Origin of the sequence: Mesorhizobium sp. GbtcB19 (assembly GCF_019091085.1) — a bacterium.
Classification (GTDB): Bacteria; Pseudomonadota; Alphaproteobacteria; order Rhizobiales; family Rhizobiaceae; genus Mesorhizobium.
Genome location: NZ_JAGXJY010000001.1, coordinates 522,871 through 537,121, shown reverse-complemented (window position 1 = coordinate 537,121; position 14,251 = coordinate 522,871). Strand labels below are relative to the sequence as shown.

Here is a 14,251-nt window from a genome sequence, read left to right as displayed (position 1 = left end):
GTCCCGAGAAGTTGCTGACTTTTCGGACCAGATCTTGCTTCAGAAAACAACGCTGGAGCGAGCGATTCAAGGAAACGCGCTTTCGTTCCGATCGCCTCTGGCCCAAGGCGTTGCGCTTGCGGCCAGCCGCGGCCGATCCTAGTCTCGGATCATGACCCACGATCATGATCACGACAACGAGCTCGACCCGTTCGCGGCGCGGGTGCGCGCGCTGGAAACGATCCTGACCCAAAAGGGCCTGATCGATCCGGCGGCCATCGACGTCATCGTCGACACCTATGAGACCAAGATCGGCCCGCGTAACGGCGCCAGGGTGGTGGCTAAGGCCTGGAGCGATCCTGCCTATGCCGACTGGCTGAAGCGCGACGCGACGGCGGCGATCGAATCGCTCTCCTACACCGGCCGCCAGGGCGAGCACATGCAGGCCGTGTTCAACACCGAGGAGACGCATAATCTCGTCGTCTGCACGCTGTGCTCCTGTTACCCGTGGTCGGTGCTCGGCCTGCCGCCGGTCTGGTACAAGGCGCCGCCCTACCGCTCGCGGGCGGTAATCGATCCGCGCGGCGTGCTCGAGGAATTCGGGCTGACGCTGCCGGTCGAGAAGAAGATCCGCGTCTGGGATTCCACCGCCGAGCTTCGTTACCTGGTGGTGCCGATGCGGCCGAAAGGCACCGAGGGCTGGAGCGAGGAGCAACTCGCCGATCTGGTCAGCCGCGATGCGATGATCGGCACGGCTTTGGCCAAGGAGCCGGCATGAACGGACCGCAGGATCTCGGCGGGCAGATGGGTTTCGGGCCGGTCGCGCCCGAGAAGGACGAGCCCTATTTCCATGCCGCCTGGGAGCGACGGGCGCTTGGCGTGACGCTGACCGCCGGCGGCATGGGCGCGTGGAATATCGACGAAAGCCGGCATGCCCGGGAATCGCTGCATCCGGCTGATTATTATTCATCGAGCTACTACCAGATCTGGATCAAGGCGCTGGAGACGCTGCTGCAGCGCCACGGCTTCGTCACCGAGCGCGACCTCGCCGCCGGCAAGGCGGTCGATGCGGCCGCGACGCCGAAGCGAGTGCTGAAGGCGGCGGACGTGCCGGCGGTGCTCGCCAAGGGCGGACCGTGCGACCGTCCGGTCGTCACACCGGCTCGGTTCCGAGCGGGCGATCGCGTGCGGACGAAGAATTTCAACCCGACCGGACATACGCGCCTGCCACGTTATGCGCGTGGCAAGACCGGCACGATCGAGGCGGTGCGGGATGGTTTCGTCTTTCCCGACAGCAACGCTCATGGCAAGGGCGAGAACCCGCAATGGGTCTATACCGTGGTGTTCGACGGGGCCGAGATCTGGGGCGAGGGCGCGGATCCCACGCTCAGCGTCTCGATCGACGCCTGGGAGAGCTATCTTGAGCCGGCATGAGGCCAAGTTGCCGGCGGGTTTCGACGAGCCGGTCTTCGCCGAGCCGTGGCAGGCGGAAGCTTTTGCCCTGACCGTTGCGCTGCACGACAAGGGCCTGTTTTCGTGGAGTGAGTGGGCAGATGCCTTGTCGGCTGAGGTGAAGCAACCGGGCGCGGCGAGTGATGGCCACGACTATTACGAGCATTGGCTGGCGGCGCTGGAGAAGCTTTTGTCCAGGAAGGGTGTCGCCCGCAAAAGCGAGGTCGATGAACTCGCCGCCGCCTGGGAACGCGCCGCGCACGCCACGCCGCATGGCAAGCCGATCCTGCTGGAGAATGATCCAGGGCTCTGATCGCAGCTTGCCAGCAGTGGAACAAGTTTAGGCTTCTGTTATCTCAGTCTGGATTTCGGCCCGATATTCGGTTGCAAATATCGGAGCAGCCTGCAACCGTGCGGTCACTATGGAAAAACCTGCCGCGCCATGGCCTATGCTGCAAATCGCGATCGAGCCGAAGTCGAGGGCCGATGAGCGGAAGTTTCGTGCCGCCTTATCGACGCTGGCAACAGAGCAACCTGGCTTTGAGGTGAAATGGGACGAGGAATCGGGCCAGACGATCATCGCCGCAATGACTGAGCTGGACCTTGACATCATCGTCGACCGCTTGCGTCGCGAGTTCGAAGTCGCGGTAAATGTCGGCGCTCCGCAAGTGGCCTGTCGCGAAACGATTACCCACGCCCGCGAACAAGACTATACGCATAAGAGGATTTTCGCCGGCCAGGGACAGTTCGCCCGTGTCAAAATCCTGTTCGAGCCGAACGGGCACAACCCGGATTTCGTATTTGTGTCGAGGGTTCCTGACGGCGCTTTTCCGAGTGATTATGCCGCCGGAGTCGAAAAAGGGGTGCGCACCATCCTGGTCTCTGGTCCCTACGCCGGATTCCCGATGATCGGTATCAAGGCGACGTTGGTGGACGCCAGCCACCATCACAGCGAGTCTTCGGCTTCCGCTTTCGAGATCGCCGGCCGCGCCTGCTTCAAGGAAGCCGCACCCAAGCTCGGCGTACAATTGCTCGAGCCGATCATGAAGGTCGAGGTGGTGACGCCGGAAATCTATGTCATCGGCATTATCGGCGACCTGCACGGTCGCCGCGGTGTGGTCAAGAGTCGGATAAGCCACGGCGAGGCCATCGTCGTCAACGCGATGGTGCCGCTGACCAACATGTTCAAGTACTTCGACAACCTGCGCTCGATGAGCCGGGGCAGTGCGACCTACACGATGCAGTTCGACCACTACGCGCCCATTCCAAGGCCTGACCGCGACCCGCCGCCACCGGCAGTGGCTGCTTACGCCTGATTTGGTACTCGCTGGGCTGAGTTTCTTCACGGCATCAGCGGTTTTGTTCTCTTTACGTTCTGGTTTGCGGCTGATAGCCTGACTTGGCGGAGGCGCTTGTGACTGCCACCGACAACGGCCGGTATGACGGCCAATCTTGTCTTTCGCTTGCGAATCCGGTCTGTCGCACAGATGGAATTTTCTCCCCAACAGGATGAGGCTCTGAAAGCGGTCGGGCGCTGGCTCAAGGAGGGCCGGCCGCAGATCTTTCGCCTGTTCGGCTATGCCGGCACCGGCAAGACGACGCTGGCGCGCTATTTTGCCGAGCATGTCGACGGCCAGGTGCAGTTCGCCGCCTTCACCGGCAAGGCGGCGCAGGTGCTGCGCTCCAAGGGGGCGACCAATGCCCGCACCATCCATTCGCTGATCTATAGGCCCAAAGGTGAGGAATCGGTCGAGGACGAGGTGACGGGCAAGACCTCGATGTCGCCGACCTTTTCACTCAACCGGCAGAGCCCGATCGCGCGCGCCAAGCTCGTCGTCATCGACGAATGCTCGATGGTCGACGAGCAACTTGGCCGCGACCTGCAGAGTTTTGGCACGCCGATCCTGGTGCTGGGCGATCCGGCGCAGCTGCCGCCGATCTCGGGCGGCGGCTTCTTCACCGAGCACGAGCCGGACGTGCTGCTGACAGAGATCCACCGCCAGGCGCGCGACAATCCGATCATCAGGCTGGCGCTCGATGTGCGCGAAGGTCGCGAATTCATGCATGGCGATTACGGCACCGCGCAGGTGATCGGCAGGGAAGGCGTCAACCAGGATCTCGTGCTCAAGGCCGACCAGGTGCTGGTCGGCACCAACCGCACGCGCCGCCGCTATAATCAAAGGCTGCGCGAGCTGAAGGGGTTCAACGCCGACTTTCCGCAAGCTGGCGACAAGCTGGTCTGCCTGCGCAACGACCCGGCCAAGGGTCTGCTCAACGGCTCGCTGTGGAAGGTGATGACCTCGTCGCGCGAGACGGTGAAGCCTGGTATCAACCTGCTAGTCTCGCCGGAAGAAGATGATCCGGACCGTGGCGTCGCCAAGATCAAGCTGCTCAAGGCGGCCTTCGAGGATCCGGATGCCGAAATCCCCTGGCAGCAGAAGAAGCGCTTCGACGATTTCGACTATGGCTATGCGCTGACCGTGCACAAGGCGCAGGGTTCGCAGTGGAACGATGTCGTGCTGTTCGACGAGAGCTGGGCTTTCAAGGAGACCCGGCAGCGCTGGCTCTATACCGCCATTACCCGAGCCGCCGAACGGCTGACGGTCGTGCGCTGACCCTCGTGAGTGTCACGTCGGCCTCGCGCCAATCCACTGCCAGGCGGCCTCTTCATCGTCCATGTCGAAGCGTTTGAACTCGAATGGCAGCGCCTTCGGGAAGACGCCGGTAACGAGGGAAGCCCAACGCGGATCGCCGATGGCCGCGCAGCGCACGACGTGTTCCATCGCGCCGGTCATGCCTTGCCTGAGCGTGTCTGGCGAAATGTTTGCCCAGTCGACGTTTTCCGCGTCCGTCAGCCGCACCAGCACGTCGATCCTCGGATGCAGCGCATAGGCGGCCTCGAGCAGCCCGAACAGGTTCTCCGCATCGGCGGGCGAGACTTCACCGACGACATCGATGGCGAAAAGCGCGTCGCGGTTGGTTTCGATGCGGCGGACCGCCGGCACGGCTTCGAGGAATTTCACTGGCAAATCCTTGTGTTGGACATCACCTGGTCCTCTGGAACACCGGAAACCCTCTATCTGTTCCCTGCAAAGGCGCTATAGATGCGCGCCAACGCCAACTGGACGCCGGATGATGCCCGCGAAGCTTTCGGTCAACCTCAATGCCATCGCCATGCTGCGCAACCGCCGCGACCTGCCGTGGCCGAGCGTCATCGGCATTGGCCGCCTCGCGCTCGCCGCCGGCGCGCACGGGCTGACGGTGCATCCCAGGCCTGACGAGCGGCATACAAGGCATTCCGACCTGCCCGAGATCAGGGCGCTGATCGACGATGAGTTTCCGAACGCGGAATTCAACATCGAGGGCTATCCGAGCGAGGATTTCCTGGTGCTCGTCGAGAAGAACCAGCCCGAGCAGGTGACGCTGGTGCCGGACGATCCGGCGCAGGCGACGTCGGATCATGGCTGGAACTTCGTCGCCCAGGCGGCGTTCCTCACACCGATCGTCAAGCGCTTGAAGAAAGGCGGGTTGCGCGTGTCGCTGTTTTCCGACTCGGACCCGGAGGGGATAAATGCGGCCCGCGATACCGGCGCCGACCGTATCGAGCTCTATACCGGCCCCTATGGAGGCTTTCATTCCGATTCCACAAAGGCGGCGAAAGAACTGGAACGATTGGGAAAAACCGCGGACGCCGCATTCGCGGCCGGGCTTGGCGTCAATGCCGGCCATGATCTTACCGTGCAGAACCTGCCGGCACTGGCCAAACGCATCCCGGCATTGGCCGAAGTATCGATCGGACATGGGTTGACAGCGGATGCGCTGGAGTATGGCATGGCCGGCACGGTGGGACGGTTCTTGAAGGCTTGTGGATGGTAGGGCGCCTTGCGTAGCTTCGGCAGTTCCGGTGCTTCCCGCGCATTGCGGCGACCTCGGACCGCGGCGAATCCGGTGAAATGGGGTTCATGGTGCTAGCCAACACCGGCGAAACGGAATCGCTCGAACGTTCGGGCCATGCCGAAAGCGAGCGGCAGCACAGCACCAAGGTGCTCATGCTTGGCGCGCTGGGCGTCGTCTATGGCGATATCGGCACGAGCCCGATCTATGCCTTTCGCGAGGCGCTGCATGCGTCTTCGAGCTCGGTTGCCCGCCATGACGTGCTTGGCGTGCTGTCGCTGATCGTCTGGGCGCTGACGATCATCGTCACGATCAAATATGTCGCCTTCGTGCTCAGGGCCGACAACAAGGGCGAGGGCGGCACGCTGTCGCTGATGGCGCTGGCGCGCAGCGCCTACCCGCCGGGCTCCAGGCTCATCCTGGTGATCGGCCTTTGCGGCGCGGCGCTGTTCTTCGGCGATTCGATCATCACCCCGGCGATCTCGGTGCTGTCGGCGGTCGAAGGCCTGGAAGTCGTCACGCCGGCGCTCGATGCCTTCGTGGTTCCGATCACCCTGGTCATCCTGGCGGTGCTTTTCGCCGTGCAGCGCTTCGGCACCGGCAAGGTCGCGGCGGTGTTCGGACCGGTGACGGCGACGTGGTTCATGGCGATCGGCGCGGCCGGCCTTTATCACATCGTCGACGATCCATCGGTTTTTTTGGCGATCAATCCGTATTACGCGATCTACTATCTTGCCACCACGCCGACGGGCGCCTTCGTCACCGTCGGCGCCGTGTTCCTGGCGGTCACCGGCGCCGAGGCGCTCTATGTCGACCTTGGGCATTTCGGCCGCAAGCCGATCGTGATGGCCTGGTTCGCAATCGTGTTTCCTTGCCTGCTCTTGAACTATTTCGGTCAGGGCGCTTTCGTGCTCTCGCATGGCGGCAAGCCGACCAATCCGTTCTTCCAGATGCTGCCTGAATGGGCGCTGATGCCGATGGTCGGCCTGGCGACGGCGGCCACCGTCATCGCCAGCCAGGCGGTTATTTCCGGCGCCTTCTCGCTGACCAGGCAGGCCGTGCAACTCAACCTTCTGCCGCGCATCGAGGTGCAGCATACATCCGAGATGCAGAGCGGCCAGATCTATATGCCGCGGGTCAATCTGCTGGTGGCGCTCGGCGTGATGCTCCTGGTCGTCGGCTTCGGCAGTTCGAGCGCGCTGGCCGCCGCCTACGGCATTTCGGTCACCGGCGAGATGCTGATGACGACGATCCTTTTATTCGTGGTGATGCGCTGGCTGTGGAAATGGCAGGTTGCGGCCGCGCTGGCCCTGGTGGTGCTCTTCGGCATCATCGATCTCGGCTTCTTCTCGGCCAATGTCGTCAAGATCGTCGAGGGCGGCTGGGTCTCGATCACGGTCGCCTCTCTCATGGGGCTGATCATGTGGACCTGGATCCGCGGCACCCGCTACCTGTTCGACAAGACGCGCCGCAACGAGATCCCGCTCGACTTCCTGGCGGTGAACCTTCTGAAGAAAAAGCCGCAGCTGGTGTCGGGCACGGCGGTGTTCCTGACCAGCGACCCGCTGAGCGCGCCGACGGCGCTGATGCACAGCCTGAAGCACTACAAGGTGCTGCACGAAAAGAACGTCATCCTGTCGGTGGTGACGGCGCCGCAGCCGGTGGTGCCCGACAGCGAGCGCGTCAAGCTGGAGACGGTCAACGAGCTGTTCATGCGCATCACGCTGACCTTCGGCTACATGGAGCAGCCGAATATCCCGCGTGCCCTGGCGATCTGCCGCAAGCAGGGATGGAAGTTCGACATCATGACGACATCCTTCTTCCTGTCGCGGCGTTCGCTGAAAGCCTCGCCCAATTCGGGCATGCCGGTGTGGCAGGACAGGCTGTTCATCAGCCTGGCGCGCTCGGCGGCCGATGCGACGGAATATTTCCAGATTCCGACCGGACGGGTGGTCGAGATCGGCACGCAGGTCGCCATCTGATGAGGTCGGACGAACAAGCCCGGCCGTTCCGTACACCGAAAGCCCTGCGTCGGCGGCATGGGAGCCCTCACGCAAGGGCACTTGATATTGCACCGCAGCAAGCGTAGAGCACCGCGCGTTTTATCGGAGTGTCGTCCATGGCCCTTGCCAATGGCGCTGAGGCAGAACCCGCCGACCAATCGAGCCACGCGGAAGTAGAGCAGCACAGCACCAAGGTGCTGATGCTGGGTGCGCTGGGCGTCGTCTATGGCGATATCGGCACCAGCCCGATCTATGCCTTCCGCGAGGCATTGCATGCCTCATCCGGCGGCGACGTCGCCAATCGCGCCGACATCCTTGGCGTGCTGTCGCTGATCATCTGGTCGCTGACCATCACGGTCACCATCAAATACATCATGTTCGTGCTGCGCGCCGACAATCGCGGCGAGGGCGGCGTGCTGTCGCTGATGGCGCTGGCGCGCGGCACCTTCCCGGCGCGCTCGGCGATCGTGCTCGGCATCGGCATCGTGGGCGCGTCGCTGTTCTTCGGCGACGCGGTCATCACGCCCGCCATCTCGGTGCTGTCGGCGGTCGAAGGCATGAATGTCGTCACTCCGGCCTTCCAGCCCTATGTCGTGCCGCTGACCCTTTTGATCCTTGCGATGCTGTTTGCCGTCCAGCGTTTCGGCACCGGTGGTGTGGGCCTTGTGTTCGGCCCTGTCACCGCCATCTGGTTCCTCGCCATCGGCCTCTCCGGGTTGAAGCATATCATCACGGATCCCGAAATCCTGTGGGCGATAAGCCCGCATTACATCGTGGCTTTCTTCATCAATTCGCCTGACGTGTCTTTCGTCACCGTCGGCGCGGTCTTCCTGGCCGTTACCGGCGCCGAGGCGCTCTACGCCGATCTCGGTCATTTCGGCCGCAAGCCGATCGTGCTGGCGTGGCTGGCGATCGTGTTTCCCTGCCTGCTTTTGAACTATGCCGGGCAGGGCGCCTATGTGCTCGCCAAGGGCGGCACGGTCGGCCACCCGTTCTTCGAGATGAACGAGGGCTGGGCGCTCATTCCGATGGTGGTGCTGGCCGCGGCGGCGACGGTCATCGCCAGCCAGGCGGTCATCTCCGGCGCCTATTCGCTGACCAGGCAGGCGGTGCAGCTCAACATGCTGCCACGGCTCGAAATCCTGCATACGTCCGAGAAGCAGTCCGGCCAGGTTTATATGCCGCGCGTCAACATGCTGATCGCGCTCGTCGTGATGATGCTGGTGGTCGGATTCGGCGAATCCGGCAAGCTGGCCTCTGCCTACGGCATCTCGGTCACCGGTAACATGCTGGTGACGACGACGCTGCTGTTCATCGTCATGACCCGCATCTGGAAATGGAACATCTGGCCGGCGGCCGCGCTGACGGCGATGTTCGCGCTGATCGATATCGGCTTCTTCGCCTCCAACATCGTCAAGGTGTTCGAGGGCGGCTGGGCCTCGCTCGCGGTCGCCTTCGCCATCATCCTCGGCATGTGGACCTGGGTGCGCGGCAGCCGGTACCTGTTCGACAAAACCCGGCGCAACGAAATCCCGCTCGATTTCCTGGCAGCCAACCTTCTGAAGAAGAAGCCACAGGTGGTTTCCGGCACGGCGGTGTTCCTGACCAGCGATCCGCTGAGCGCCCCGACGGCGCTGATGCACAGCCTGAAGCACTACAAGGTGCTGCACGAAAAGAACGTCATCCTGTCGGTGGTGACGGCGCCGCAGCCGGTGGTGCCCGACAGCGAGCGCGTGAAGCTGGAGACGGTCAACGAGCTGTTCATGCGCGTGACGCTGACCTTCGGCTATATGGAGCAGCCGAACATCCCGCGCGCTTTGGCGATCTGCCGCAAGCAGGGCTGGAAGTTCGACATCATGACGACGTCCTTCTTCCTGTCGCGCCGTTCGCTGAAAGCCTCGCCCAATTCCGGCATGCCGATCTGGCAGGACCGGCTGTTCATCGGCCTGGCGAAGACGGCGGCGGACGCAACGGAGTATTTCCAGATTCCGACCGGGCGCGTCGTGGAGATTGGCACGCAGGTCGCGATCTGAGAGACTGCGCCGCATAGGCTGGTTCAGCGACGAGGGGAGGCGGGCATGAGCGGCGAGTTGGTGCTTGTGACCGGCGGTTCCGGCTTCCTCGGCGCTCATTGCATCCTCGCGCTTCTGAACGCCGGCTACCGTGTGCGCACGACGGTGCGCTCCGCCAAGCGCGAAGCCGACGTGCTCGCCATGCTGAAGGTCGGCGGCGCCGAGCCGGGCGAGGCGCTTTCCTTCGCCTATGCCGATCTCACGAGCGACAAAGGCTGGCCCGAAGCGGTCGCCGGATGCCGGTACGTCCTCCACGTCGCTTCGCCGTTTCCGCCGGGCGTGCCGAAACATGAGGACGACCTGATCGTACCGGCCAGGGAAGGGGCGTTGCGGGTGCTGCGGGCCGCGCGCGATGCCGGTGTCGAACGGGTCGTGCTGACCTCGTCCTTCGCCGCCGCCGGCTACGGCCAGACGCCTGTTGCCGGCCATCCGTTCACCGAAGAGAACTGGACCGATCTTTCGCAGAAGGTCAGCGCCTATGTGAAGTCGAAGACGCTGGCCGAGCGGGCGGCGTGGGATTTCATTGCCGCTCAGGGCGGCGCGCTGGAACTGGCGGTGGTCAATCCAGTCGGCATCTTCGGGCCGGTCCTGGGGCCGGATCATTCGACGTCGACCGATTTCATCCGGCGTTTGATGGATGGCGAGATGCCGGGCCTGCCGCGCATGGTGTTCGGCGTGGTCGATGCGCGCGATGTCGCTGACCTGCATTTGCGCGCCATGACCAATCCTGCCGCCAGAGGCGAACGGTTCCTGGCCATCAGCGGCGATTTCATGACGATGCTGGAAATCGCGCGGACGCTGAAGGCGCGGCTCGGCAATGCAGGGTCGCGCATCACGACGAGAGTGCTGCCGGACTGGCTGGTCCGGATCGTCGGCCTGTTCGACGGGCAGGCGGCCCAGATCGTGACGGAACTGGGCAAGCCGAGGAACGCGACGAGCGCCAAGGCCATGCGCCTGCTCGGCTGGACGCCGCGATCGCGCGAGGACGCTCTTGTCGCGACGGGTGAAAGCCTGGTCCAGCTTGGATTGCTGAAGAAGTCGAAGTGAAGCGCGCCGGGGACGGCTTCCCCAGGCGCGCTTGGCTTCAGCCGAGCAGGGCGGCCTTGTTCGCTTCGAGGAACTGCCTCAGCGTCCGAGACTTGCGGCCGGAGAGCTTTTCGACCGTGTCGGTCACCTCGCCGATGCGGCCGGCGCGGGTGTTGGCGTCGAAGGAGACGATGATGCGGGCGAAGTCCTCCGGGACACCATTCGCCTTGATGCCCTCGGTCAAGCCTTCGTCCGGAACCTGCACGACCTCGATCGGCTTTCCGGTCACGTCGCTGACCATCGCCGCGACCTCGTTCGTCGTGTAGGCCTGCGGGCCGGTCAGCGTGTAGATGTGGCTCGCCTTCTCGCCCGAAGCGAGGCTGGCGGCGATCGCGGCGGCCATGTCGTCGCGCGCGCCATGGGCGACGCGGCCGTCGCCTGCCGACGTGTACCACTTGCCGGACGAGATGGCGTGCGGCAGCGCCATGAACAGGTTCTCCTGGTACCAGCCGTTGCGGAAGATGGTGTAGGGAATACCGCTCGCCCTGATCGCCTGTTCCGTGCCGAAGTGGTCATTGGCAAACAGCACCGGCGAGCCGGGCTCCGGATTGGGCATCGAGGTGTAGAGCAGATGCGAAACGCCTGCCGCCTTGGCCGCGGTCACCGCCGTCTCATGCTGCTTCAAGCGCCGGCCCGTCTTGAGGTCGAGGTCGCCGGTCGAGATGATCAGCACCCGGTCGGCGCCTCCGAATGCCTTCTCCAGCGAGGCCCTGTCGTTGAAATCGGCGACCCTGACGGCGACGCCGCGTGCCGCGAGATCGGCGAGGTTCTCGGGGTTGCGGGTGGCGGCGATGATGCTCGCCGGCGCCACTTTCTGGGCGTCCAGCAAGTGATTGATGACGGCTCGGCCAAGCTGGCCGGAAGCGCCGGTGACGAGGAGGGTTTCGGTCATGGGAGGTTCCTGAATTGCGCCGATTGGCGGGTGCTGTTGGCAGTCTCAAAAAGAGACCAGCACTAAATTAGGAATTGACCCCCGGCCGTAAAGAAGGCAGTTTTTCGGGAGGTAGGCACACGCAGGGAACCACCGATGGACGGCAAGATCGTCAATCTGAAATCCAAGATCGAGATCTACAAGGCCATGACGGACGGCGCCAATTTCGCAGATTGCCCGGTTCGCGACGTCATCCATGGCATCAACGGCAAATGGAGCCCGCTGCTGGTCATGGCGCTTGCGGAGAAGCCCTATCGCTTCGGCGAGTTGCGGCGGCTGGTTCCGGATATTTCGCAGCGCATGCTGACCCAGACGCTGCATGAACTGCAGCGCGACGGCTATGTACATCGCGAAGTGTTCCCGACCAAGCCGCCGAGCGTCGAATACAGCCTGACCGATCTCGGGCGATCGATGTTCGTTCCGCTCTATCACCTCGTCCAATGGGCCGAGCTCAATCACGACGCGGTGCGCGACGCGCGCGCTGCATTCGATGCCCGGATGTGAGCCCGGTCTTTTTCCGGTGGCCCGGTTTTTTCCACTGATAAGCGTCAAAGCGCCAAGTTGATTTGACGCGATCAATCAGGAATTGTGCCCGCCGGTCGGTCTGGGCGGGCAATGGACAAAAAACTCGACATCGCGATTGCCGGCGCCGGTCCGGCCGGGCTGGCGGCAGCGCTTTATCTCACGCGGGCCGGGCACCGCGTCACCATTTTCGAGCGCTTCGATGAGCCGAAGCCCGTCGGCTCTGGCCTTATCCTGCAGCCGACCGGGCTGACCGTGCTCGCCGATCTCGGCCTGCTCGACGAGATGCTTTCGCTCGGCAGCCGCATCGAGCGGCTGCACGGCACCGATGCCCGGACCGGGCGCACCGTGCTCGAAGTCCGCTACGATGCGCGGCGCGGCCGCCGCTTCGGCCTTGCAGTGCATCGCGCAGCGCTGTTCGGGGTGCTCTACCGCGCTGCCTCGCGCGAAGCGATCGCCATTGAAACCAATGTCGAGGTCGAGACGCTGGAGACGGCTGAGCGGGCGACGCTCGTCGGCGGCAACGGCAAGCGGCTGGGGCCATTCGACCTCATTGTCGATGCCAGCGGCGCGCGCTCGAAACTGCGGCGCTATCTCGGTGATGCCGCCATGCCGCGGCCGCTCGCCTATGGGGCATTCTGGGCGTCGCTCGGCTGGCGGGACGACTTTGACAAAAGCGCGCTGCTGCAGCGCTATGACAAGGCAAGCATCATGGTCGGCGTGCTGCCGATCGGCCGGCCGGAACCAGGCGCGCAAGAGATGGCGGCCTTCTTCTGGAGCCTCAAGCCGGCAGATGCCGAACAGGTGAAGGCAGAGGGGCTGGAGGCATGGAAGGCGAGGGTGATCTCGGTGTGGCCGCAATGCGAGGCTTTCACCGGCCAGATCGACAGCTTCGAACAGCTCTCGCTCGCCCGCTACGGCCACCACACGATGGCGCTGCCGGCCGGCCGACTGCTTGCCGTCATCGGCGACGCCGCGCATTCCACCAGCCCGCAACTCGGGCAAGGGGCGAACATGGCGCTGCTCGATGCGGCGGCGCTCAGCCATGCACTGGCAAAAGCGAAAAGTGTCGAGCACGCGCTCGATACCTATGCGAAGGCCAGGCGCTGGCATGTTCGCGTGTTCCAGGCGCTTTCCCTGTCGCTGACGCCATTCTACCAATCGGACTCGACGATGCTCCCCTTCATGCGCGACCGCATGGTGGCGGCCCTGGCGAGAATCCCGCCAGGGCCGCAATTCCTCGCCGCCATGGTCGCCGGGACCGTGATCGACCCGTTCAAGCGGATCGGGCTTGCGGAGTTGCAATGGCCTGAAGCCGGATGATGTCGGACAGATAAGATCTTCTTGCCTGCAGGAAGGCGTGCAGCCGCCGCGGATAGTCCGCGCCGACCGCCTCCTTGACCGATTGCCGCCCACTCAGGGTTTCGCGCCACGCCTGGATGAGCGGCTTGCCGTCGAGAATGGCGAAATCACCGATGCGGTCGAAGGTGTCGAAATAGCGGAAGATCGGCCCGTAGACGGCATCGACCAGCGAGAAGGACCCGCCGGCGAACCACGGGCCATTTTGCCTGGCCGCAAGTTCCGCCTCCACGCGCGGGAACATCTCGGACAAACCTTTGCTTTCGTGGAGGAAAGCAGCTTCGTCGGCGGCGGAATAGAAGCGGCCTATGGCATTCAGGATCGCCGAACCGAATTCGATCCAGGCGCGATGCCTGGCGCGTGCCAGCGGATCGGCCGGGTGCAGAGGATTGGCCTCGGTCTCCTCGAGGAATTCGAGGATGACGGCGGATTCGAAGATCACCTCGTCCGCGTTGTCATGCCGAACGCGGAGCAGTGGGACCTTGCCGAGCGGCGAGATGGCCTTGAACCAATCGGGCTTGTCGGCAAGGTCGACGTTGACCCGCTCGAACGGAACGCCTTTCTCGGCGAGTGAGATCGCGGCGCGCTGGACATAAGGGCAGAGGTGATGGCTGACGAGGGTGAGCCTGGCGGTCATCTCACTCTCCCCAGACGTAGTTGAGCGCGCCATCTTCGACGCGGGTCGACAGGAACATCAGGCGCGAGCCCTTCGGCGCCGGTCCTTCGACACGCTCACCGCTTTCCATTTCGAATTTCGCGCCGTGCCACTGGCAGACGAAGGCGCCGTCCTTGCAGTCCAGCGGTCCGCCGAAATGCAGGCAGACATTGGCCGCGGCGCGGATGCGCTCGCCGCTACGCCAGACATGCACCTCGCGGCCGAAGAAGGGCGCGATCAGGCTGCCGGTTTGCGGGACATCGGCGATCTTGCATATTTCATGTTTCATGGGATTTCT

14 protein-coding genes and 1 pseudogene are annotated in these 14,251 nt (G+C 63.8%); 11 read left to right on the top strand and 4 right to left on the bottom strand.

The genetic code is table 11. The features are described from left to right. Positions 1-151: 151 nt before the first annotated feature. The 5 genes and pseudogenes from nthA to KVT37_RS02530 all read left to right on the top strand — a co-directional run bounded on the left by nthA (position 152) and on the right by KVT37_RS02530 (position 4,046). Complete coding sequence (nthA, locus tag KVT37_RS02550) at positions 152-757, top strand: nitrile hydratase subunit alpha (protein ID WP_217569300.1); 606 nt, start codon at positions 152-154, stop codon at positions 755-757. Beyond that, the gene (gene nthB / locus KVT37_RS02545; RefSeq protein ID WP_217569298.1) at positions 754-1,413 is read left to right on the top strand and encodes a nitrile hydratase subunit beta; all 660 of its coding nucleotides are present in this window, start codon (positions 754-756) and stop codon (positions 1,411-1,413) included. Before nthA ends, nthB begins: the two co-directional genes overlap by 4 nt. Continuing rightward, positions 1,400-1,744 carry a nitrile hydratase accessory protein gene (locus tag KVT37_RS02540; protein ID WP_217569296.1) on the top strand — a complete coding sequence of 115 codons (345 nt, stop codon included), beginning with the start codon at positions 1,400-1,402 and terminating at the stop codon, positions 1,742-1,744. The genes nthB and KVT37_RS02540 overlap by 14 nt, the downstream gene beginning before the upstream one ends. A 91-nt stretch (positions 1,745-1,835) precedes the next feature. Then, positions 1,836-2,747 (top strand): annotated as a pseudogene (fusA, locus tag KVT37_RS02535) (elongation factor G); the annotation flags it as partial. 171 nt (positions 2,748-2,918) lie between these two features. Next, the gene (locus tag KVT37_RS02530) at positions 2,919-4,046 is read left to right on the top strand and encodes an ATP-dependent RecD-like DNA helicase (protein ID WP_217569293.1); all 1,128 of its coding nucleotides are present in this window, start codon (positions 2,919-2,921) and stop codon (positions 4,044-4,046) included. Between the two features lie 12 nt (positions 4,047-4,058). Here KVT37_RS02530 and KVT37_RS02525 read toward each other — a convergent pair whose 3' ends face one another. After that, on the bottom strand, positions 4,059-4,454 hold the full coding sequence (locus KVT37_RS02525) for an STAS/SEC14 domain-containing protein (RefSeq protein WP_217569291.1): 396 nt from the start codon (positions 4,452-4,454) through the stop codon (positions 4,059-4,061). Between the two features lie 112 nt (positions 4,455-4,566). Between KVT37_RS02525 and KVT37_RS02520 the strand changes: the two genes are divergently transcribed. The 4 genes from KVT37_RS02520 (at position 4,567) to KVT37_RS02505 (ending at position 10,447) form a co-directional block, all read left to right on the top strand. Then, positions 4,567-5,307 carry a pyridoxine 5'-phosphate synthase gene (locus KVT37_RS02520; protein WP_217569906.1) on the top strand — a complete coding sequence of 247 codons (741 nt, stop codon included), beginning with the start codon at positions 4,567-4,569 and terminating at the stop codon, positions 5,305-5,307. A gap of 86 nt (positions 5,308-5,393) precedes the next feature. Next, complete coding sequence (locus tag KVT37_RS02515; RefSeq protein WP_217569289.1) at positions 5,394-7,307, top strand: potassium transporter Kup; 1,914 nt, start codon at positions 5,394-5,396, stop codon at positions 7,305-7,307. 137 nt (positions 7,308-7,444) lie between these two features. Next, positions 7,445-9,361, top strand: coding sequence for a potassium transporter Kup (locus KVT37_RS02510; protein ID WP_217569287.1), 1,917 nt, complete (start codon positions 7,445-7,447; stop codon positions 9,359-9,361). 45 nt (positions 9,362-9,406) lie between these two features. Further along, complete coding sequence (locus KVT37_RS02505) at positions 9,407-10,447, top strand: aldehyde reductase (protein WP_217569285.1); 1,041 nt, start codon at positions 9,407-9,409, stop codon at positions 10,445-10,447. 37 nt (positions 10,448-10,484) lie between these two features. Here the strand turns inward: KVT37_RS02505 and KVT37_RS02500 are convergent, their stop codons facing one another. After that, on the bottom strand, positions 10,485-11,378 hold the full coding sequence (locus KVT37_RS02500; protein WP_217569283.1) for an SDR family oxidoreductase: 894 nt from the start codon (positions 11,376-11,378) through the stop codon (positions 10,485-10,487). Between the two features lie 135 nt (positions 11,379-11,513). Here KVT37_RS02500 and KVT37_RS02495 point away from each other — a divergent pair, with 135 nt between their 5' ends. Both KVT37_RS02495 and KVT37_RS02490 read left to right on the top strand, forming a co-directional pair. Then, the gene (locus tag KVT37_RS02495) at positions 11,514-11,921 is read left to right on the top strand and encodes a helix-turn-helix domain-containing protein (protein ID WP_217569281.1); all 408 of its coding nucleotides are present in this window, start codon (positions 11,514-11,516) and stop codon (positions 11,919-11,921) included. 111 nt (positions 11,922-12,032) lie between these two features. Next, the gene (locus KVT37_RS02490) at positions 12,033-13,262 is read left to right on the top strand and encodes an NAD(P)/FAD-dependent oxidoreductase (RefSeq protein WP_217569279.1); all 1,230 of its coding nucleotides are present in this window, start codon (positions 12,033-12,035) and stop codon (positions 13,260-13,262) included. Here the strand turns inward: KVT37_RS02490 and KVT37_RS02485 are convergent. Both KVT37_RS02485 and KVT37_RS02480 read right to left on the bottom strand, forming a co-directional pair. Next, entirely contained in the window at positions 13,216-13,935 is a 720-nt protein-coding gene (locus KVT37_RS02485; RefSeq protein ID WP_217569277.1) for a glutathione S-transferase family protein, read from the bottom strand. The two genes, KVT37_RS02490 and KVT37_RS02485, sit on opposite strands and share 47 nt — an antisense overlap. A gap of 1 nt (position 13,936) precedes the next feature. Then, positions 13,937-14,242 (bottom strand): Rieske (2Fe-2S) protein, encoded by a 306-nt coding sequence (locus KVT37_RS02480; protein ID WP_217569275.1) that lies wholly within the window; start codon positions 14,240-14,242, stop codon positions 13,937-13,939. Between the last annotated feature and the right edge of the window lie 9 nt (positions 14,243-14,251).

Coding starts and splice junctions, on each gene's coding strand:
- KVT37_RS02515 (WP_217569289.1), top strand. CDS start 5,394: ATGGTGCTAGCCAACACCGGCGAAACGGAATCGCTCGAACGTTCGGGC.
- KVT37_RS02490 (WP_217569279.1), top strand. CDS start 12,033: ATGGACAAAAAACTCGACATCGCGATTGCCGGCGCCGGTCCGGCCGGG.
- KVT37_RS02505 (WP_217569285.1), top strand. CDS start 9,407: ATGAGCGGCGAGTTGGTGCTTGTGACCGGCGGTTCCGGCTTCCTCGGC.
- KVT37_RS02485 (WP_217569277.1), bottom strand. CDS start 13,935: ATGACCGCCAGGCTCACCCTCGTCAGCCATCACCTCTGCCCTTATGTC.
- KVT37_RS02500 (WP_217569283.1), bottom strand. CDS start 11,378: ATGACCGAAACCCTCCTCGTCACCGGCGCTTCCGGCCAGCTTGGCCGA.
- KVT37_RS02510 (WP_217569287.1), top strand. CDS start 7,445: ATGGCCCTTGCCAATGGCGCTGAGGCAGAACCCGCCGACCAATCGAGC.
- KVT37_RS02520 (WP_217569906.1), top strand. CDS start 4,567: ATGCCCGCGAAGCTTTCGGTCAACCTCAATGCCATCGCCATGCTGCGC.
- KVT37_RS02480 (WP_217569275.1), bottom strand. CDS start 14,242: ATGAAACATGAAATATGCAAGATCGCCGATGTCCCGCAAACCGGCAGC.
- KVT37_RS02495 (WP_217569281.1), top strand. CDS start 11,514: ATGGACGGCAAGATCGTCAATCTGAAATCCAAGATCGAGATCTACAAG.
- nthB (WP_217569298.1), top strand. CDS start 754: ATGAACGGACCGCAGGATCTCGGCGGGCAGATGGGTTTCGGGCCGGTC.
- nthA (WP_217569300.1), top strand. CDS start 152: ATGACCCACGATCATGATCACGACAACGAGCTCGACCCGTTCGCGGCG.
- KVT37_RS02530 (WP_217569293.1), top strand. CDS start 2,919: ATGGAATTTTCTCCCCAACAGGATGAGGCTCTGAAAGCGGTCGGGCGC.